Annotated in this window: 17 protein-coding genes; 11 read left to right on the top strand and 6 right to left on the bottom strand. The window is 59.3% G+C overall.

The features are described 5' to 3' along the window. Window positions 1-27 precede the first annotated feature (27 nt). The 3 genes from ABIE02_RS18935 to ABIE02_RS18925 are packed head-to-tail and all read left to right on the top strand — an operon-like array spanning window position 28 to window position 2908. Window positions 28-1185: a branched-chain amino acid ABC transporter substrate-binding protein gene (locus ABIE02_RS18935; RefSeq protein WP_117386498.1), complete on the top strand. Its 1158-nt coding sequence runs from the start codon at window positions 28-30 to the stop codon at window positions 1183-1185. A gap of 17 nt (window positions 1186-1202) precedes the next feature. Continuing rightward, window positions 1203-1685, top strand: coding sequence for an L-2-amino-thiazoline-4-carboxylic acid hydrolase (locus ABIE02_RS18930; RefSeq protein ID WP_059307903.1), 483 nt, complete (start codon window positions 1203-1205; stop codon window positions 1683-1685). Next, a complete protein-coding gene (locus ABIE02_RS18925; protein WP_336994597.1) occupies window positions 1682-2908 on the top strand; it encodes a Zn-dependent hydrolase in 1227 nt (408 codons plus the stop codon). Before ABIE02_RS18930 ends, ABIE02_RS18925 begins: the two co-directional genes overlap by 4 nt. A gap of 91 nt (window positions 2909-2999) precedes the next feature. Here the strand turns inward: ABIE02_RS18925 and ABIE02_RS18920 are convergent, their stop codons facing one another. Next, window positions 3000-4487, bottom strand: a complete 1488-nt coding sequence (locus ABIE02_RS18920) for an MFS transporter (protein WP_270735487.1) — start codon at window positions 4485-4487, stop codon at window positions 3000-3002. A gap of 115 nt (window positions 4488-4602) precedes the next feature. Between ABIE02_RS18920 and ABIE02_RS18915 the strand changes: the two genes are divergently transcribed. The 8 genes from ABIE02_RS18915 (at window position 4603) to mazF (ending at window position 14244) form a co-directional block, all read left to right on the top strand. Further along, entirely contained in the window at window positions 4603-5178 is a 576-nt protein-coding gene (locus ABIE02_RS18915) for a TetR family transcriptional regulator (protein WP_103792341.1), read from the top strand. Between the two features lie 198 nt (window positions 5179-5376). Beyond that, window positions 5377-6768 (top strand): NarK family nitrate/nitrite MFS transporter, encoded by a 1392-nt coding sequence (locus ABIE02_RS18910; RefSeq protein WP_032618189.1) that lies wholly within the window; start codon window positions 5377-5379, stop codon window positions 6766-6768. A 68-nt stretch (window positions 6769-6836) separates the two neighbouring features. Continuing rightward, window positions 6837-10577 (top strand): nitrate reductase subunit alpha, encoded by a 3741-nt coding sequence (locus tag ABIE02_RS18905; RefSeq protein ID WP_336994596.1) that lies wholly within the window; start codon window positions 6837-6839, stop codon window positions 10575-10577. Next, entirely contained in the window at window positions 10574-12118 is a 1545-nt protein-coding gene (gene narH / locus ABIE02_RS18900) for a nitrate reductase subunit beta (RefSeq protein ID WP_059307898.1), read from the top strand. Before ABIE02_RS18905 ends, narH begins: the two co-directional genes overlap by 4 nt. Continuing rightward, window positions 12118-12813 carry a nitrate reductase molybdenum cofactor assembly chaperone gene (gene narW / locus ABIE02_RS18895; RefSeq protein WP_336994595.1) on the top strand — a complete coding sequence of 232 codons (696 nt, stop codon included), beginning with the start codon at window positions 12118-12120 and terminating at the stop codon, window positions 12811-12813. Before narH ends, narW begins: the two co-directional genes overlap by 1 nt. After that, the gene (gene narI, locus ABIE02_RS18890; protein WP_336994594.1) at window positions 12810-13490 is read left to right on the top strand and encodes a respiratory nitrate reductase subunit gamma; all 681 of its coding nucleotides are present in this window, start codon (window positions 12810-12812) and stop codon (window positions 13488-13490) included. Before narW ends, narI begins: the two co-directional genes overlap by 4 nt. A 179-nt stretch (window positions 13491-13669) precedes the next feature. After that, window positions 13670-13918, top strand: a complete 249-nt coding sequence (locus ABIE02_RS18885; protein WP_059307895.1) for an AbrB/MazE/SpoVT family DNA-binding domain-containing protein — start codon at window positions 13670-13672, stop codon at window positions 13916-13918. Next, window positions 13918-14244 carry an endoribonuclease MazF gene (mazF, locus tag ABIE02_RS18880; protein ID WP_103792339.1) on the top strand — a complete coding sequence of 109 codons (327 nt, stop codon included), beginning with the start codon at window positions 13918-13920 and terminating at the stop codon, window positions 14242-14244. The genes ABIE02_RS18885 and mazF overlap by 1 nt, the downstream gene beginning before the upstream one ends. Before the next feature lie 88 nt (window positions 14245-14332). Here the strand turns inward: mazF and ABIE02_RS18875 are convergent, their stop codons facing one another. From ABIE02_RS18875 to ABIE02_RS18855, 5 genes are all read right to left on the bottom strand, one after another. Further along, the gene (locus ABIE02_RS18875; RefSeq protein ID WP_336994593.1) at window positions 14333-14782 is read right to left on the bottom strand and encodes a hypothetical protein; all 450 of its coding nucleotides are present in this window, start codon (window positions 14780-14782) and stop codon (window positions 14333-14335) included. Window positions 14783-15015: 233 nt separating this feature from the next. After that, window positions 15016-15861 (bottom strand): N-hydroxyarylamine O-acetyltransferase, encoded by an 846-nt coding sequence (gene nhoA / locus ABIE02_RS18870; protein ID WP_059307893.1) that lies wholly within the window; start codon window positions 15859-15861, stop codon window positions 15016-15018. Window positions 15862-16057: 196 nt separating this feature from the next. Further along, entirely contained in the window at window positions 16058-17689 is a 1632-nt protein-coding gene (locus tag ABIE02_RS18865; RefSeq protein ID WP_419720654.1) for an ABC transporter permease, read from the bottom strand. 62 nt (window positions 17690-17751) lie between these two features. Next, window positions 17752-18720 (bottom strand): ABC transporter substrate-binding protein, encoded by a 969-nt coding sequence (locus ABIE02_RS18860; RefSeq protein ID WP_336994591.1) that lies wholly within the window; start codon window positions 18718-18720, stop codon window positions 17752-17754. Beyond that, window positions 18717-19409 (bottom strand): ABC transporter ATP-binding protein, encoded by a 693-nt coding sequence (locus ABIE02_RS18855; RefSeq protein WP_191152655.1) that lies wholly within the window; start codon window positions 19407-19409, stop codon window positions 18717-18719. The genes ABIE02_RS18860 and ABIE02_RS18855 overlap by 4 nt, the downstream gene beginning before the upstream one ends. Between the last annotated feature and the right edge of the window lie 47 nt (window positions 19410-19456).

The raw sequence follows: 19456 nt of genomic DNA, 5'->3' as shown, positions 1-19456 counted from the left end.
AACACCCACCAACATCAGGGAATAACAATGAAAACCGTAACAATGAGCGCGCTCAGCGCCGCGATCCTGCTCAGCGGATTAGCCTCTACCGCGGTCTGGGCCGCCGACAGCGAAACCGTGGTGATTGGCCTGGCAGGTCCGCTCACTGGCCCGTCTGCCCGTATCGGTAAAGATCTGGAGAACGGTGCTCAGCTGGCAATTGACGACATCAACAAGCAGCACCCGACCATCGGCGGCAAAGCGGTGACCTTTAAGCTGCAGTCCGAAGATGACCAGTCGGATCCGCGTACCGCAGTGGCCGTGGCGCAGCGCCTGGTGGACAGCGACGTAGCAGGCGTGGTCGGCCACTGGAACACTGGCACCAGCATCCCGGCGGCCCGCGTCTATCACGATGCCGGTATCGCCCAGGTGGCACCCGTTGCCACCGGCCATGCTTATACCAAACAGGGCTTTGACACCAGCTTCCGCGTGATGGGTCACGATGATGACGGCGGTCAGTTTGCCGGGCAGTACGCGGTCAATACCCTGAAAGCCAAACGCATCGCGGTCATTGACGACCGTACCGCCTTTGGTCAGGGGCTGGCGGATGAGTTTATTAAATCGCTCGAATCCCAGGGCGTGAAGATTGTCGATCGCCAGTACGTTGACGACAAAACCGTTGATTTCAGCGCCGTGTTGACCGCCATTCGCAGCAAAAATGCGGATCTGATTTTCTTCGGTGGCGTGGACAGCCAGGCGGCACCGCTGGCGCGTCGTATTAAACAGCTGGGCATGAATGCCACCCTGATGGGCGCAGGCGGCTTTGTCAGCCAGACCTTCCTGCAGCTGGCGCAGAAAGAGGGTGAAGGCGTAGTGGCGCTGGAACCGGGCCTGCCCGTGGATCAGATGCCGGGCGGCAAGACCTTCGAGCAGGCGTATCAGTCCCGCTACCACACCCATATCGAACTGCACGCCCCGTTCGCCTATGACGCCACCCGCGTCCTGGTGGCCGCGATGGAAAAAGCCGACTCGGTGGATCCGGCAGAGTACCTGCCTGCCCTGCGCGCCATCAGCTATTCCGGCGTCACCGGACAGATCGCCTTTGATAACCAGGGCAACCTGAAAGCCCCGTCATTCACCGTTTATAAAGTGGTCGATGGCAAATGGCAGCCGCAAACCGTGCTCGGCGGCGCACAAACGAAGTAACGCAGTGAGGCAATGTGATGAGTGATAATAATGAGCTGGGCATTCTCGCCCGCCGCAAAATTGAAGCAGAAATTATTAAGCCAATTTACGAAATCCTGGTGCGCGAGATCGGCAAGACCCGCGCCCAGGCGGTCATTGGCGAGGCCATTGAGCAGGCCGCCATTAATGCAGGCAAAGAGTTTGCCAGCAAAGAGCCGAACGGCGCAGACGTGAAGAGCTTTATCGCCCTGCAATATCTGTGGGAGAAAGATAACGCCCTGGACGTGCGGGTGATCGACGCCGACGACCAGCAGTACAACTACGACGTCACCCGCTGCCGCTATGCCGAGATGTATCACGAGATGGGGCTGGGGGAGATCGGCCACCTGCTGTCGTGCGCGCGCGATGAAAAATTTATCGTCGGCTATGCGCCGGACGTGGAGCTGACCCGCACCACCACCATCATGCAGGGCGGTAAATGCTGCGACTTCCGCTATCGCAGCAACAAGGACAAAGCATGATCCGCGTAAACGCAGACCGCTTATGGTCAACGCTTGCGATGATGGCGCAGATCGGCGGCACGCCCGCCGGGGGTGTCACCCGGCTGGCGTTGAGCGATGAAGATCGGATCGCCCGCAACCTGCTGCGTGACTGGGCGCTGGAGGCGGGGTTTTCCTGCGAGGTGGACAGCATGGGCAACATGTTTATCCGCCGTGCCGGAAAAAACCCCACCCTGGCACCGGTGATGACCGGTTCGCATGTGGATTCCCAGCCGCTGGGTGGCAATTACGACGGGGTTTACGGCGTACTGGCCGGGCTGGAACTGCTACGTACCCTGAACGACCATCAGATTGAAACCGAGCGCGACATCGTGCTGGTGAACTGGACCAACGAAGAAGGGGCGCGTTTTGCCCCGGCAATGCTCTCCTCCGGCGTCTGGACCGGGCAGTTCAGCGAGGCCTATGCCCACGCCCGGGCTGACCGGGATGGCATTACGGTGGGTGACGCGCTGGATACCATCGGCTATCGCGGTGAGCACCCTGCCCGCGCCTTCCCGATCCACGCCTGCTATGAACTGCACATCGAACAAGGACCGATCCTTGAAGATGAGGCGGTGGATATCGGACTGGTGCGGGCGGCGATGGGCCAGCGCTGGTTCACGATCACGCTGGAGGGATTTGCCGCGCATGCGGGTACCACGCCGATGCACAGCCGTCGCGACGCCTTAACCGCCTTTGCGATGCTGGCGCTGAAGGTTGAGGCCATTGGATATCAGCATGCGCCCGATGGTCGGGCGACCATCGGCATGGCGAACGTGACCCCCAACTCGCGCAACGTCGTCCCTTCCCGGGTGGTGTGCAGCGTGGAGTTCCGTCATCCGCAGAGCGCGGCGCTGGAGGCGATGGAAGCTGCACTGCATCAGGCGACAAAGAGTCTTTCTGCCCGCGGTGTCAGCGCAAACGTCGAGCGCATTTTTGACTATGCGCCGATTGCGTTTGATGCCACCTGCCTGGCGCGCACGGAAAACGCCGTGGCAGCCCTGGGCTATTCCGCAAAATCGATGGTTTCCGGTGCGGGGCACGACACCTGTTATGTCAGCAAGATAGCCCCTGCCAGCATGATCTTTATTCCGTGCGTGAAAGGCATTAGCCATAACGAAGCGGAAAAGATCCTGCCGGCGTGGTCAGAGAAAGGGGCAAATGTGTTGCTGCACAGCGTACTGAGTGCGGCACAGGAGTTGTAAAACCACGCCGCCGGGGGGTTGTACGGTCGGTTGCCCTCACTCCAACCCTCTCCCACAGGGAGAGGGTTTACACCGCGCCGTCGGGCGTGGTTTACCGCTGCGATACTTTCGCCAGGCTAAACCAGATCCCAATCGCCAGAACCATCAGCATCCCGCCCGCGCTGCCCAGCGCCACGCTGTGCGAGGTGATAAAGGCGGTTTTCGCCGCTGTAATCACCGACTCTGCCAGCGATGGGGAGAGATCCTGCGCCACCCTTACCGCCTCACCGATGGACGAGGAGGCATGATCCGCAAGGGAAGCGTCCAGCCCCTGGGGCAGCTCAATGGATGCCGAGAAACTGCGGGTCAGCAACAGACCGAAAATCGCAATCCCCAGCCCCGCGCCCAGTTCATAGGACATGGTTTCAATCGCCCCGGCGGCTGCGGCCTTCTCTTTCGGCGCGGCGGCCATGATCGCGGCGGTAGAGGCCAGCAATGCGCTCGCCGCACTAAAGCCCAGCAGCACCATCAGGCACCAGGCCTGCCACTGTTGGGTGCTGAAATCGAGCATCGACAGCCCCATAAAGCTAAGTGCGCTCAGCCCCATACCGCCAGTGGCTACAACCCGTAATCCCAGACGCCCTACCAGCACCCCGGCTATTGGCCCGCTAAAGCCGCTGGCGACCATGACCGGCAGCATAAACATCCCTGCCTCAAAGGGGGTGAACCCGTGGACAAACTGCAGCTCCTGGGCCATCAGTAGCTCAAAACCCACCAGGGCGATCATGGCCGTCATCGCCATCACCACGCCGCTGAGAATGATGCGATGGCCAAACAGGCGAATGTCGATCATCGGCGTGTGGGCACGCAGCTGAATGCGAATAAAAGCCCACAGGATTGCCGCCCCGATCAGCAGCGAGCCCGCGACTACCCAGGGAGATAGATCCCCTTTTAGCGCGGTTTTAGCGCTGTAGACCAGCAGCAGGATCGCCACAATCAGCATCAGAGCGTGCGTGATGTTCAGCGGCTGCTCCGGTCGCCCTTGCTGGGCCGGGACAAAACGCGCCGCCAGGGAGACCACCAGCAACACAATGGGAACGTTGATCAAAAACACGGCACCCCAGTAGAAGTGGGCCAGCAGCATCCCGCCCACCAGCGGGCCAAAGGCTGCCCCGCCGGACCCGACGGCAGCCCAGACGCCAAGGGCAATGTTACGCTGACGCGCATCCGGGAAGAGCGTGCGGATCCCGGCCAGCGTCGCGGGAATGATCATCGCCGCGCCGATTGCCAGCGAGGCCCGCGCGGCAATCAACCACCCCGCCGTGGGGGCAAACGCCGCCGCCAGCGAAGAGAGGCCAAACAGGGTGCTCCCCATGATCAGCAGGCGCTTAAAGCCGATGCGATCCCCGAGCGCCCCCATCGGCAGAACCATGCCGGCCATCACCAGCGAATAGATATCAATGATCCACAGCAATTCATTGCCGCTGGCATCCAGAGTCATACTCAGCGTCGGGGCGGCAACGTGCAGCACCGTGGCGTCAATCGCAACCGGGATATAGACCAGCACGATAATCACTAACGCTAACCACTGACGAAACATAGATTTCCTTATTTGATTAAAGCTGGACACATGTCCAGAATGCGATCCTACGGAAAGTTGAACACATGTCCAGCCTTTTGTTACACTCGTTGCCCCCCAGTTGAGAGTGAAAAAAATGACCTATCTGAGCAAGGATGAGCGGCGGGAAGCGATCCTGCAGGCGGCGATGCGTGTGGCGCTGAACGACGGCTTTACCGGGATGACCGTGAGAAATATCGCCGCCGAAGCGAAGGTGGCGACGGGCCAGGTGCATCACCATTTTGCTTCGGCCGGTGAACTGAAAGCCCAGGCCTTTATCAGCCTGATCCGGGCGCTGCTGGATGCCGACGTCGTGGCTGAAAACGCCAGCTGGCGCGAACGCCTGTTCGCCATGCTCGGTAGCGACGACCGCAGCTTTGAACCCTACATTCGTCTGTGGCGGGAAGCCCAGCTGTTAGCCGCCCGCGACCCGGAGATAAAAGGCGCTTATCTGTTAACCATGGAGATGTGGCATCAGGAAACGGTGGACATCATACGTGCGGGCGAACAGGCGAAAGCCTTTACGCTGAAAGACACAGCCGAAAACGTCGCCTGGCGGCTGATTGGTCTGGTCTGTGGGCTGGACGGGTTATACGCGCTATCCATGCCGGAGATGGACGACGCCGCATTTAATCAGCACCTGAAAACATTAATTACGCTCGAGCTGGGTTAATCATCAGCATCTCTTAACTGTTACGCTTTGTAACATATTAAGCGGATCCATTTCTCCCTTCAAAACTCATGGATTCGCTTTTTTATCTATCCTTTCAGAAGTCTCCTAAAACACTCCAGATAAATTCTCATCAAAAAAACAGGTAACCGCCTGAATGTATTTCTCTTTCTGCCATTTACGGATATGCAAGAGGGCAATATGTCACAACAAGCTGAGAAGAATAATCACTATTTGTTAAGTAACTGGAAACCGGAAAACGCCGCATTTTGGGAAAAGAAAGGCAAACCCATTGCGCGGCGAAACTTAGTGATTTCGGTTGCCTGTCTGCTACTGGCCTTCTGCGTGTGGATGTTATTCAGCGCCGTGGCAGTCAACCTGAATAAAGTGGGTTTTAATTTCAGTACCGATCAGCTGTTTATGTTAACCGCTCTGCCTTCACTCTCCGGGGCAATATTACGTGTCCCCTATTCCTTTATGGTGCCGATATTTGGCGGACGCTACTGGACGGTATTAAGCACCGTTATTCTGATCGTGCCCTGTGTGTGGCTGGGTATTGCGGTGCAGAATACCGCCACGCCTTACGAAATCTTTATTGTCATCGCCCTGCTGTGCGGCTTCGCCGGGGCCAACTTTGCCTCCAGCATGGGCAACATCAGCTTTTTCTTTCCCAAAGCCAAACAGGGCAGCGCGCTGGGCATTAACGGCGGACTGGGCAACCTCGGCGTCAGCGTGATGCAGATGGTGGCGCCGGTAGTGATCTTCCTGCCGATGTTCACCTTCCTCGGGGTTCACGGCGTCCCCCAGGAGGATGGCTCGTCGATATTCCTGGCTAATGCCGCCTGGATCTGGGCACCGCTGCTGCTGCTGGCAACCCTTGCCGCCTTTTTTGGCATGAACGATATTGCCAGCTCGAAAGCGACCATCGCCAGCCAGCTACCGGTGCTGAAGCGACTGCACCTGTGGCTGCTAAGTCTGCTCTATCTGGCGACATTCGGCTCCTTTATCGGCTTTTCTGCTGGCTTTGCCATGCTGTCGAAAACCCAGTTCCCGGACGTTAACATCCTGCACCTGGCCTTTTTCGGCCCGCTGATCGGGGCGCTGGCGCGCTCTGCCGGTGGGGTTATCTCCGACAAACTCGGCGGGGTGCGCGTCACGCTGGTGAACTTCATCTTTATGGCGCTGTTCACCGCCCTGCTGTTCCTCACCCTGCCCGGCTCCGGCTCTGGCAGCTTTACCGCCTTTTATCTGGTGTTTATGGGGCTGTTTCTCACCGCCGGATTGGGCAGCGGTTCCACCTTCCAGATGATTGCGGTCATCTTCCGGCAAATCACCGTCTATAGAGTGAAACTGCGCGGCGGTACGGACGAGCAGGCCCAGAAAGAGGCCGTTACCGATACGGCGGCCGCGCTGGGCTTTATCTCGGCCATCGGCGCTGTCGGCGGGTTCTTCATTCCCAAAGCCTTTGGCACCTCGCTGGCGATGACCGGCTCGCCGGTGGGGGCGATGAAGGTCTTCCTGGTGTTTTACATCGTCTGCGTGTTCATCACCTGGCTGGTGTATGGCCGTCGTCAGAAGCACGTCAAATCATAACGCGTAGTTCAATTTTTTTGTGAGCAGTGTAACCACGGGGCGGGAGTCGCCCCGTCAGGAGAAACGTCATGAGTAAATTGTTGGATCGCTTTCGTTATTTCAAACTAAAAGGCGAGACCTTCGCAGATGGACACGGTCAGGTGATGCACACCAACCGCGACTGGGAGGACAGCTATCGCCAGCGATGGCAGTTCGACAAAATTGTGCGGTCCACTCACGGCGTGAACTGTACCGGCTCCTGTAGCTGGAAAATCTACGTCAAGAATGGTCTGGTCACCTGGGAAACCCAGCAGACCGACTACCCCCGCACCCGCCCCGACCTGCCGAACCATGAGCCGCGCGGCTGCCCGCGCGGGGCCAGCTACTCCTGGTATCTCTACAGCGCCAACCGCCTGAAATACCCGCTGATACGCCGCAAGCTGATTGAGCTGTGGCGCGAGGCACTGGGCCAGCACAGCGATCCGGTGCTCGCCTGGAATGCCATCATGAATGATCCGCAAAAGAGCCAGAGCTACAAGCAGGCGCGCGGTCACGGTGGGTTTATTCGCTCGAACTGGAAAGAGTTGAACCAGCTTATCGCCGCCGCCAACGTCTGGACCATCAAACACTACGGGCCTGACCGGGTGGCGGGCTTTTCGCCGATCCCGGCGATGTCGATGGTCTCTTACGCTGCGGGCACCCGCTATCTCTCCCTGCTGGGCGGGACCTGCCTGAGCTTCTATGACTGGTACTGCGACCTGCCCCCCGCCTCGCCGATGACCTGGGGGGAACAGACCGACGTGCCGGAATCCGCCGACTGGTACAACTCCAGCTATATCATCGCCTGGGGGTCGAACGTGCCGCAGACCCGTACCCCGGACGCCCACTTCTTTACCGAAGTGCGTTACAAAGGCACCAAAACCATCGCCATCACGCCTGACTTTTCGGAAGTGGCCAAACTCAGCGATCAGTGGCTGGCACCGAAACAGGGCACCGACAGCGCCCTGGCCATGGCAATGGGCCACGTGATCCTGAAAGAGTTTCACCTCGACAACCCGAGCGACTATTTCCTCAACTACTGCCGTCGCTACACCGATATGCCGATGCTGGTGATGCTCGATCCCCGCGACGATGGCAGCTACGTGCCGGGCCGGATGCTCCGCGCCTCCGACCTTGCCGACGGACTGGGCGAAGCCAATAACCCGGAGTGGAAAACCGTCGCCTTTACCTCCACGGGCGATCTGGTGGTACCGAACGGCTCTATCGGCTTCCGCTGGGGTGAGAAAGGCAAATGGAACCTTGAACCGCTGGCGGCAGGCCAGGAAACCGACCTGGCGCTCTCTCTGCTGGGCACCCACGACACGGTCGCCGGGGTGGCTTTCCCCTACTTTGGCGGCAACGAAAACCCGCACTTCCGCAGCGTGAAGCAGGAGCCGGTGCTGGTGCGCCAGCTGCCGGTAAAAACCCTGACCCTCGCCGATGGCCGACAGCTGCATGTTGCCAGCGTCTACGATCTGGTGCTGGCTAACTATGGTCTCGATCGGGGGCTGGAGGATGACCTTGCGGCAAAAGATTACGCCGAGATCAAAGCCTACACACCGGCCTGGGGGGAGCAGATCACCGGGGTGCCGCGTCGCCATATCGAGCAGATCGCCCGGGAGTTCGCCGACACGGCGCATAAAACCCATGGCCGGTCGATGATTATTCTCGGTGCCGGGGTGAACCACTGGTATCACATGGACATGAACTACCGCGGGATGATCAACATGCTGGTCTTCTGCGGCTGTGTGGGCAAAAGCGGCGGGGGTTGGTCGCACTATGTCGGCCAGGAGAAGCTGCGTCCGCAAACCGGCTGGCTGCCGCTGGCCTTTGCCCTCGACTGGAACCGCCCGCCGCGCCAGATGAACAGCACCTCGTTCTTCTACAACCATGCCAGCCAGTGGCGCTATGAAAAACTTACGGCCCAGGAACTGCTCTCCCCGCTGGCCGATGCCTCGAAGTTCACCGGCCATCTGATCGACTTTAACGTGCGTGCCGAACGCATGGGCTGGCTGCCGTCTGCGCCTCAGCTGAACCTTAACCCGCTGCACATTAAGGCCCAGGCGGATGCCGTTGGCATGTCGCCGCAGGAGTACACCGCCCAGGCGCTGCGATCCGGCGATATCCGTATGGCCTGCGAACAGCCGGATAGCGGCAATAACCACCCGCGTAACCTGTTTGTCTGGCGCTCTAACCTGCTCGGCTCCTCCGGGAAAGGCCACGAGTACATGCTTAAATACCTTCTGGGCACCGAAAGCGGCATTCAGGGCGACGATCTCGGCACGACGGACGACGTGAAGCCGGAAGAGGTGGAGTGGCAGACCGCCGCCATCGAGGGCAAGCTGGATCTGATGGTGACGCTGGATTTCCGCATGTCCAGCACCTGTCTGTTCTCGGATATCGTTCTGCCGACTGCCACCTGGTATGAGAAAGACGATATGAATACCTCGGATATGCATCCGTTTATTCACCCGCTCTCTGCCGCAGTGGACCCGGCCTGGGAGTCACGCAGCGACTGGGAGATCTACAAGGGCATCGCCAAAGCTTTCTCTGAGGTCTGCGTCGGCCACCTGGGTAGCGAAACCGACGTGGTATTGCAGCCCCTGCAACACGACTCCCCGGCGGAACTGTCGCAGCCGTTCGACATTGCCGACTGGCGCAAGGGCGAATGCGATCTGATCCCCGGCAAAACCGCGCCGAACATCGCCGTGGTGGAGCGAAACTACCCGGAAACGTACGAGCGCTTTACCGCCCTCGGGCCGCTGCTGGACAAGCTCGGCAATGGCGGGAAAGGCATCTCGTGGAACACCCAGGATGAGGTCGATTTCCTCGGCAAGCTGAACTATGTGAAGCTCGATGGCCCGGCGAAAGGCCGTCCGCGCATCGAGACGGCAATCGACGCCTCGGAAGTGATCCTTGCCCTCGCCCCGGAAACCAACGGTCAGGTGGCGGTCAAAGCCTGGGAGGCACTGGCCGAATTTACCGGTCGCGAGCACATCCATCTGGCGCTGAACAAGGAAGACGAGAAGATCCGCTTCCGCGATATTCAGGCCCAGCCGCGCAAAATCATCTCCAGCCCAACCTGGTCCGGCATTGAGAGCGAACATGTTTCCTACAACGCTGGCTACACCAACGTCCATGAGCTGATCCCGTGGCGCACCCTCTCCGGGCGGCAGCAGTTGTATCAGGATCACACGTGGATGCGCGCCTTTGGCGAGAGTCTGGTGGCCTATCGTCCGCCGATTGATACCCGCAGCGTGACCCACATGCGCGAGATCCCGCCGAACGGCTTCCCGGAGAAGGCGCTCAACTTCCTGACCCCGCATCAGAAATGGGGGATTCACTCCACCTACAGCGAAAACCTGCTGATGCAGACCCTGTCGCGCGGCGGGCCGATTGTCTGGATCAGCGAAACCGACGCCCGCGAGCTGGGCATCGAAGACAACGACTGGATCGAGTGCTTTAACGCCAACGGCGCCCTCACCGCCCGCGCGGTGGTCAGCCAGCGCGTGCCGCCAGGCATGACCATGATGTACCACGCCCAGGAGCGCATCCTGAACATTCCAGGTTCAGAGGTGACCGGACGGCGCGGCGGGATTCATAACTCGGTGACGCGCGTGTGTCCGAAGCCGACGCACATGATTGGCGGCTACGCCCAGCTGGCTTACGGCTTTAACTACTATGGCACCGTCGGGTCGAACCGCGATGAATTCATCATGATCCGCAAGATGAAAAACATTAACTGGCTGGATGGCGAAGGTCGGGATCAGGTACAGGAGGCGAAAAAATGAAAATACGCTCACAGGTTGGCATGGTCCTCAATCTCGATAAATGCATTGGCTGTCACACCTGCTCGGTGACCTGCAAAAACGTCTGGACCGGGCGCGAAGGCATGGAGTACGCCTGGTTTAACAACGTCGAAACCAAGCCCGGCATCGGCTATCCTAAAAACTGGGAGGATCAGGAAGCCTGGCAAGGCGGCTGGATCCGCAGTATTACCGGCAAGCTGACCCCGCGTCTCGGCGGCAAGCTGGGGGTGCTGTCGAAAATCTTCGCCAACCCGCAGATGCCGCAGATTGACGACTATTACGAACCCTTCACCTTCGACTACCAGGATCTGCACCGCGCCCCGGAGGGTAACCACCTGCCCACCGCCCGCCCGCGCTCGCTGATTGACGGCAAGCGCATGGACAAGATCACATGGGGGCCAAACTGGGAAGAGCTGCTCGGCGGCGAGTTTGAAAAGCGCGCCCGGGACCGTAACTTCGACCGGATGCAGAAGGAGATGTACGGCCAGTTTGAAAACACCTTCATGATGTATCTCCCGCGCTTGTGCGAACACTGCCTCAACCCAAGCTGCGCGGCGACCTGCCCGAGCGGGGCGATCTACAAGCGCGAAGAGGACGGCATCGTGCTGATCGACCAGGACAAATGCCGCGGCTGGCGTCTGTGCATCAGCGGCTGCCCGTACAAAAAAATCTACTTCAACTGGAAGAGCGGCAAGTCGGAAAAATGCATCTTCTGCTATCCACGTATTGAATCCGGCCAGCCTACCGTCTGCTCCGAAACCTGTGTCGGACGCATCCGCTACCTGGGCGTGCTGCTCTATGACGCAGACCGTATCGAGGAGGCGGCCAGCACCGAACACGAAACCGATCTCTATGAGCGTCAGTGCGATGTGTTCCTGGATCCGCACGACCCGGCCATCATCGAAGAGGCGGTTAAGCAAGGGATCCCGCAGAACGTGATTGACGCGGCGCAGCGCTCACCGGTCTACAAGCTGGCGATGGACTGGAAGCTGGCCCTGCCGCTCCACCCGGAGTACCGCACCCTGCCGATGGTCTGGTATGTGCCGCCGCTGTCGCCGATCCAGTCTTACGCCGACGCCGGTGGCCTGCCGCAGACCGACAGCATCCTCCCGGCGGTCGAAAGCCTGCGCATTCCGGTGCAGTATCTGGCGAATATGCTCAGCGCAGGAGACACCGGCCCGGTGCTGCGCGCCCTGAAACGCATGATGGCGATGCGCCACTACAAACGTTCCCAGACCGTGGAAGGCGTGACCGACACCCGCGCCATTGAGGAAGTGGGCCTGAGCGTCGAACAGGTCGAGGAGATGTACCGTTATCTCGCTATCGCCAACTACGAAGACCGCTTTGTGATCCCCACCAGCCACCGGGAAATGGCGCGCGACGCCTTCCCGGAGAAAAACGGCTGCGGCTTTACGTTTGGTGACGGCTGCCACGGCTCCGACACCAAATTCAACCTGTTCAACAGCAGCCGCATCGATGCCATCAACATCACCGAGGTGCGTGAACACGGGGAGGGAGACTAATGCAGATCCTCAAAATTATTGCCCTGCTGATTGAGTACCCGGACGAGGCGCTATGGGAGAGCCGCGACGAGGCGCTCGCCCTGGTGACGCAGGATGCGCCCATGCTGCTGCCGTTTGCGCAGCAGTATCTTAGCGCCCCGCTGCTCGACCAACAGGCTTCCTGGTGCGAAGTGTTCGAGCGCGGACGCGCCACCTCGCTGCTGCTGTTCGAACATGTCCATGCCGAATCACGGGATCGCGGCCAGGCGATGGTTGACCTGATGAACCAGTACGAGCAGGCCGGGCTGCAACTCGACTGCCGCGAACTGCCGGACTATCTGCCGCTCTATCTGGAGTATTTAAGCATCTTGCACGACGCGCAGGCCCGGGAGGGGTTGCAGAACGTCGCGCCCATTCTGGCGCTGATTGGCGGGCGGCTGAAACAGCGACAGGTGGCCCACTATCAGCTGTTCGACGCCCTGCTGAGGTTTGCAGGCAGCAAGCTCTCAAGTGACAGTGTCACGCATCAGGTGTCGGGCGAAAAACGGGATGACACCCGCCAGGCGCTGGATGCGGTCTGGGAAGAGGAGCAAGTGAAGTTTATTGAAGATAACGCGACGGCCTGCGACAGCTCGCCCATGCAGCAATATCAACGACGCTTTAGCCAGGACGTCGCGCCGCAGTACGTGGACGTCAGTGCCGGAGGCCCAAAATGACACACCATCTGAACGTCTTTTTCTTCGACATTTATCCCTACATCTGCGCCGCGGTGTTTTTCCTCGGCAGCTGGCTGCGGTACGACTACGGCCAGTACACCTGGCGCGCCTCCTCCAGCCAGTTGCTGAGCAAGCACGGCATGAACTGGGGTTCCAACCTGTTCCACATCGGTATTCTGGGGATTTTCTTCGGGCATCTGTTCGGCATGTTGACCCCGCACTGGATGTACGCCTGGTTCCTGCCGATGGCGGTCAAACAGCAGCTGGCGATGATTGCCGGGGGGATCTGCGGCGTGCTGACCCTGATTGGCGGCTCGATGCTGTTGTATCGTCGCCTGTTTAACCAGCGGGTGCGCGCCACCTCCACGACGCCGGATATCATCATCATGAGTATTCTGCTGACCCAGTGCGTGCTCGGCCTGACCACCATCCCGTTTTCGGCGCAATACCCGGACGGCAGTGAAATGCTGAAGCTGGTCGGCTGGGCGCAGGGGATCTTTACCTTCCGCGGCGGCTCGTCTGAGATGCTGACCGGCGTGGCCTTTATCTTCCGTCTCCATCTGGTGCTGGGGATGACTATTTTCCTGATCTTCCCCTTCACCCGCCTGGTCCACGTCTGGAGCGCGCCGTTTGAGTACATCACCCGGCGCTATCAGCTGGTGAGATCCAGAAGGTAGGCCCGAGCCATGCCGGGTAATGGCTACGCCTTACCCGGCTTACGAAACCGCCCCACCCAGCCGGGCAGGCGCATGCGTCGCCCGGCGTTTTCACCCCGCCACTGTATCGACAATGTTGACACATAAAATCCCCACGCTTTATGATGACGATACTTTTTATCGACATCTGGAGTCTTTTTATGCCGCAAGTCACCGTCAAAAAATGGGGTAACAGCCCTTCTGTCAGGCTGCCTGTCGCAGTTATGCGCGAGGCTGAATTGCACGTTGACGATGTGGTGAACGTTAACGTAGACGAAGAAGGACGCATTATTTTGACACCCGTCAGGAAGGACGAACCGACGCTGGAATCGCTGCTCGCTGCGATCACCGACGACAATCTGCATCACGAAGTCACCTTTGGAGAACCGCAAGGTAAGGAGCTGTTGTGATGGACTACATCCCGGAAGCGGGCGATATCGTCTGGCTGGATTTTGATCCGCAGTCAGGTCATGAACAGGCAGGCCATCGCCCTGCGCTGGTTGTTTCCCCCGCCACTTACAATGGACGCACCGGTCTGATGCTCTGCTGTCCAGTCACGTCGCAAATCAAAAACTACCCCTTCGAAGTTGTCATTAGCGGAGCACGCCGCAATGTCGCCCTCGCCGATCAGATCAAAAGTCTGGACTGGCGGGCGCGTCACGCAGTGAAAAAGGGAACGGCAACTGCCGAAGAACTGGATGCCGTGAGAATGCGGGCGAAGGTTTTGATCGGCTAACAGAGAGGGGCTTACGCCCCTTCCCGTTTTATTTTCCCCCTGTGGAAGAGCATGATACTGCGCCCGCCGCCCGTGCATGGTAAATAGACTAAAGACCAGGCAAACTACCGTTAATCACGGAAAAAATCAGGAAAAGCAGAAGAATGGCGCAAATTATCCCAATACTAAACAGGGCCACGTGAAACATCAGCGTTCCTCCTCCGAATGCTAACGCGCCCGCAATCCCCCAGCGATTTTCTTTGCGCATACCGCCGATAAACGCGAGCACCAGCCCAGCGATGGCAAGGATAATCCCGCCATTATTGAGAAGCCGATCCATATCCACGGTACTGTTTTCTGCGGGCGCAGGCGTCTTCCCGGTTATGCCAGCAATAATGCCTTCTTTAACGGCGGCAACCTGTTCAGCCACCACCGTTTCCAGACGTGGCGGTGGGGAAGAAAAAGGCCCAAAAGAGAAATGCACAATGCCCAGGATCAGGGCTATAGCGCCCAGCAGCATGCCGAACGAACTGAATTTATTCTGTGACAAGATTTCCATATCAATATGCTCTGAGTTAATGAGTGAAGATGTTCCGATGGGTTATCCACCGGGCATTATTCTACATAACATCAGCAACATGCGAAGGGATAGTAGTTGTAAGTCCAGCTCTATACATTCTGCGCGACGAGCAGTGAAAAAGGGAACGGCAACTGCCGAAGAACGGGATGCCCTGAGAATGCGGGCGAAGGTTTTGATCGGTTAACAGAGAGGGGCTTACGCCCCTTCCCGTTTTATTTTCCCGCCTGCGGATGGGTTTCAAACCCGGCCATCACCGCCGTCAGTTCTGCCAGTGAAAAACCGTGTTTCGGATCGTCCACTCCAAGCCCAAACCGTTCCTGCATCAGCTGATATAACGCGTCTGCATCAGGGAGGTTGCGCTGCTCAATCACCTGCCCGTTCTGCCAGTGGGTAAAGTGCAGGTTGGTGAGGGTCAGCTTGCCGCCGTCCGGCAGATGCCGACACATCAACAAATGATGACGAAAATGGGACTGCGGCCAGTGCGCTGACCAGAAGTTGCCCATCACGTAATCGTTTTGATACTGGGCGGCGAGATCGAAGTGATACATCGACTGCCAGTGTTCGTGATGGCGGAACTGGAGCACCCAGTCGAGACCATCGTTGATCAGCCGGTAGAGCCCGTGCGGTGTCGCCTGCTCCTTCTCGGCGATCAACTGAATCGGTGCGGTCAACGTCTGTCCGCCAAAGCCGACATCGGCAATCCAGCGTTCGCCATTCAGCTCAACCAGCAGCAGACGATGGGTGCGCGGGGGCATTTGGGGTGGGTTCGCCATCACTACCCGACCCAGCAGGCTACGGACGTTAAACCCTACTTCACGCAGCACCCGCTCAAAAAGACCGTTTTGCTCAAAGCAATAACCGCCGCGGCGGCCGGTGACCAGCTTATCCACCAGAGATTGATCGTCGAGCTGGATCTCCCGCGGCAGCACTACGTCAATATTTTCAAACGGGATGGTGCTGTTGTGTTGCAGGTGCAGCGCCCGCAGGGTCTCTATATCCACAGAAACCGGCTGCTGCCAGCCGGTGCGGGCGAAATACTCGGTTAAAAACGGGGTCATGGTTGGCTCCTTTAACAATTCGTCCTTATCTCTACGCAAAACCATTCAAGTTGCATCAAGGCGGCAAGTCTGAGAACGCCCGGACGCTGACGTAAGTAAGCGACCGGGGTGAGCAGACGCAGCCAACGCAGAGGCAGCGTGAAGGATGAAGTGTTTATAACCTATTTTTCGCCGGTGACTGTTTCAAAAGTGCTTTTTAACCGCGCGTGGTGCGTTGCATGATCCCCAGCGCCGTCAGCATCAATACCAGCCCGGTAAGCAGCGTCAGGGTGGCCATTGCCATGCCCTGCCCGACGGAACCCTGCTCAAACTGCCGCCAGATAAACACCGACACGGTTTGCGTGCCCGCAGGGGCCAGCAGCAGCGAAGTGACCAGCTCGCGCGAGGCAATGGCAAACACCATCAGCATGGCCGCCAGCATGGCCGGAGAGACCAGCGGCAGGACGATAAAACGCAACGCCTGCAGCGCCGACGCACCATGCACCCGGGCGGCAGGCTCCAGATTCCCCCCTAGCTGGCGCAGCGCGCTACCGACATAGCGTACCGGCCACGGCAGCAACAGGCAGCAATACGACAGCAGCAGGATCGCCCAGCTGTTGTAAGGAGACACCGGCCAGAAGGGCTGGTTCCACAGCAGGATCAACCCTACCCCCACCACGACGCCGGGCAACGCAGCGGGCATCAGCGACAGGGCATCCACCAGCCCGTGGCCTTTGATCTTCTGCACCACCACCAGCCATGCAGCAAGCAGGCCGAGCAAGCCGGTGATGCAGGCCGCCCCCAGCGCCAGCGACAGGCTGGTGCCCAGCGCCGACAGGGCATCCCCCTGCTGACTGAACAGCGCCGCATAATGGGAAGCGGTCAGATTGGCGAGCGACACCCCGCCCGACAAGGTGCCCAGCACCCCGGATAAGGCCATTGAGGCACCCGGCAGGATCACCGCGACAAACCCGGTCAACCCCAGCAGCGCCACTATCGGCAGGGTAAAGCTCCCCGCATCCGCGCCCATGTTCTCTGTCGGTTTGCCGGTAATACTGGTCACATCCTGATTACCGGTCAGTTTTTTCTGTAGCCACCAGGCGCTGAGTGCAAGGGTCACCAGCACCACGGAGAGCATCGACGCACCGGAGAGATCGATCGGCCATTCCGCCAGCTTTTTCTCGATATCGGTGGTCAGCATCAACACCCCGGCGCGGGTGCCAAGTGCGGCGGGCACGCCATACTCCTCAATCGCCAGGGTGAAGGCCAGCAGCATCCCGGCCGCCAGCGACGGCGAAAGCATCGGCAGCGTGATATGCCAGAACGCCCGTCCGGGACTGGCCCCGTGAACCCGGGCCACCAGCGCCAGACGTTGTCCGCTGGCCAGCAGGCTGCGCGATACCGCGAAATAGACCACCGGGAAGATATTCAGCGCCATCACCAGCACAATCCCGGTCTGGCTGAACAACACATCATTGAGGTTGAAGCCGGTGAGCTGTTGTAGATAGCCGTTGGTTTGCAGCACCAGCATCCACGACAGCGCGGCAATATAGGGCGGGGTTAAAAACGGGATCAGAAACAGCAGATCCCACAGCCGGGGCAGCGGCAGATTCAACAGCCCGCGCGCCACGCCAAGTGGAAAGCCAATCAAGGCACTCACCAGGGCCACACCAACCCCAACCTGTAGCGTGCCGCCCAGCATGGTGGGCAAGTGCGGCTCGGCCAGCAGCGTTGCGACGCCGCTCAAGGCCCCCGAGAACACCCCGGCGCTGAACTGCGTAAACACCGCCTGTAGCAAGATAAACGCCAGCGGAAACGCCACCAGGATCACCAGTAGCGCCAGCGTCATCACCGACAAGAATTTAGGATTCACAAAGCAGTCCTGAAGACGGGGTTGCCCCCGTCACGTGATTATAAGGTGAAGAGCGTATTGAAACGCTTGAGGATATCGCTGCGTTCGCTGGTGCCGTCGCTGTTGGTCGGCAGGATTTTCAGGTCGTTGAGCAGCGGACGCTTAGCCTGTACGTCGCCGCGGGCTGGCATCAGCCAGGCATCGGCCACCATCGCCTGGCCTTCTGGCGACAGGACGTAATCGACGAAGGCTTTCGCATCATCCGCATGCTGGGTAGATTTGAGGATCATCATCGGACGCGGAGCCATCACCGTGCCGCTGGCCGGGAAAATCACCTTCAGGGATTCACCCTGGCTGATGTTGCCATAGGAGACATAATCCACCGCGCCGAACACCGCCGCTTTCGCCCCCTGCATGACCGGCGTCACCGCCTGAGCATTCGGGCCGCTCACCACCATGCCGTTCTTCTTGAGATCTTCAAACAGGGTCCAGGCCTTATCGCCCATGCCATTTTGCAGACCGATCAGCAGATCGAGCGAAGCACCGGACAGCGCCGGGTCCGGGGTGGTGACTTTGTCTTTAAACGCGTCAGTGGTCAGATCGCGCCACTCTTTCGGCTCCGGGGTGCCGCTTTTGGTGTTCCAGACGATGCCTAACGCTGAGACGCCCTGCGCCACAAAGTCGTTTGATTTCAGGTCTGCGGGCACGTTCGCCGCATTGGCGCTCTGGTACGGCAGCAGCCAGCCGCGGTTATGCAGATCTTCCGCGGTATCCCAGGAGGCGGAAATCAAAATATCGGCCTGCGGATTAGCCTGTTCCGCTTCGAGGCGGGCCATCACTTTGCCGGTGGTCGCCTGGAAGATATCCACCTTGACGCCGGTTTTCTTTTCAAAGCCGCTGGCAAGGCTTTTGGCGAGCGACCCCGGGCCTGCGGTGTAGACGGTCAGCGCGTGTGCGCTGGACATCATAACGGACGATAACGCCATGGCTAACAGCACTCCTTTTTTTACGGACATTGCAGCTTTCATGCGAACTCCCCTGAGGATGTAATCAAACGATCGGCAGCGACGCTGCCAGCAGACAAATGCACGATGCGATCGGCCAGGATTTCAGCCTCCCGGCGGTCGTGGGTAACATAGACGGCGGTGGTACCGAGCTGGCGCAGCAGCGTGGCCATCTCGTGACACAAGGTTCCACGCAGTTCGCTGTCGAGGTTGGAGAGCGGCTCGTCAAACAGCAGTACCCGCGGTTCGGCGACAATCGCCCGGGCCAGCGCCACGCGCTGTTGCTGCCCGCCGGACAATCCCGCGGGTTTGCGGTCGGCGAACTCGCTTAAGCCTACGCGAGCCAGCGCCTGCGTGACCCGGCGGTCGCACTCCTGACGCGGGATATGGCGCATCTTCAGCGGGAACATCACATTCTGTGCCACGGTCATGTGCGGCCAGAGGGCGTAATCCTGGAACACCATGCCGATGTCCCGGGCTTCCGGCGGTAGCGCCCAACCGGTTTTCGCCACCAGGCGGTCGCCGAAATGGATCGCCCCCTCCGCAGGCTGGGTTAGCCCTGCCAGCAGGCGCAAAAGCGTACTTTTGCCGCAGCCCGACGGCCCCAGCAGCGCAACCACGCTACCCGGCTCGATATGCAGATCGATTTGATTCAAAACGGTATTCGCGCCAAAAGCGTACGAGACGCCGTTGAGCGTTATGGAAGTGAGCATATTGTTATCCTCTTTGGGATTTGATGCTCGCCACTGTAGGCAGCTTA

The organism is Leclercia sp. 1548 (assembly GCF_050435045.1).
Classification (GTDB): Bacteria; Pseudomonadota; Gammaproteobacteria; order Enterobacterales; family Enterobacteriaceae; genus Enterobacter; species Enterobacter adecarboxylatus.
The sequence above is the reverse complement of the archived record's forward strand: the minus strand, read 5'-3'. Positions and strand labels throughout refer to the sequence as shown.

What these genes read in the sequence shown, in the direction of transcription:
- ABIE02_RS18935 (WP_117386498.1), top strand. Translation starts at nt 28, where the DNA reads ATGAAAACCGTAACAATGAGCGCGCTCAGCGCCGCGATCCTGCTCAGC.
- ABIE02_RS18930 (WP_059307903.1), top strand. Translation starts at nt 1,203, where the DNA reads ATGAGTGATAATAATGAGCTGGGCATTCTCGCCCGCCGCAAAATTGAA.
- ABIE02_RS18925 (WP_336994597.1), top strand. Translation starts at nt 1,682, where the DNA reads ATGATCCGCGTAAACGCAGACCGCTTATGGTCAACGCTTGCGATGATG.
- ABIE02_RS18920 (WP_270735487.1), bottom strand. Translation starts at nt 4,487, where the DNA reads ATGTTTCGTCAGTGGTTAGCGTTAGTGATTATCGTGCTGGTCTATATC.
- ABIE02_RS18915 (WP_103792341.1), top strand. Translation starts at nt 4,603, where the DNA reads ATGACCTATCTGAGCAAGGATGAGCGGCGGGAAGCGATCCTGCAGGCG.
- ABIE02_RS18910 (WP_032618189.1), top strand. Translation starts at nt 5,377, where the DNA reads ATGTCACAACAAGCTGAGAAGAATAATCACTATTTGTTAAGTAACTGG.
- ABIE02_RS18905 (WP_336994596.1), top strand. Translation starts at nt 6,837, where the DNA reads ATGAGTAAATTGTTGGATCGCTTTCGTTATTTCAAACTAAAAGGCGAG.
- narH (WP_059307898.1), top strand. Translation starts at nt 10,574, where the DNA reads ATGAAAATACGCTCACAGGTTGGCATGGTCCTCAATCTCGATAAATGC.
- narW (WP_336994595.1), top strand. Translation starts at nt 12,118, where the DNA reads ATGCAGATCCTCAAAATTATTGCCCTGCTGATTGAGTACCCGGACGAG.
- narI (WP_336994594.1), top strand. Translation starts at nt 12,810, where the DNA reads ATGACACACCATCTGAACGTCTTTTTCTTCGACATTTATCCCTACATC.
- ABIE02_RS18885 (WP_059307895.1), top strand. Translation starts at nt 13,670, where the DNA reads ATGCCGCAAGTCACCGTCAAAAAATGGGGTAACAGCCCTTCTGTCAGG.
- mazF (WP_103792339.1), top strand. Translation starts at nt 13,918, where the DNA reads ATGGACTACATCCCGGAAGCGGGCGATATCGTCTGGCTGGATTTTGAT.
- ABIE02_RS18875 (WP_336994593.1), bottom strand. Translation starts at nt 14,782, where the DNA reads ATGGAAATCTTGTCACAGAATAAATTCAGTTCGTTCGGCATGCTGCTG.
- nhoA (WP_059307893.1), bottom strand. Translation starts at nt 15,861, where the DNA reads ATGACCCCGTTTTTAACCGAGTATTTCGCCCGCACCGGCTGGCAGCAG.
- ABIE02_RS18865 (WP_419720654.1), bottom strand. Translation starts at nt 17,689, where the DNA reads ATGACGCTGGCGCTACTGGTGATCCTGGTGGCGTTTCCGCTGGCGTTT.
- ABIE02_RS18860 (WP_336994591.1), bottom strand. Translation starts at nt 18,720, where the DNA reads ATGAAAGCTGCAATGTCCGTAAAAAAAGGAGTGCTGTTAGCCATGGCG.
- ABIE02_RS18855 (WP_191152655.1), bottom strand. Translation starts at nt 19,409, where the DNA reads ATGCTCACTTCCATAACGCTCAACGGCGTCTCGTACGCTTTTGGCGCG.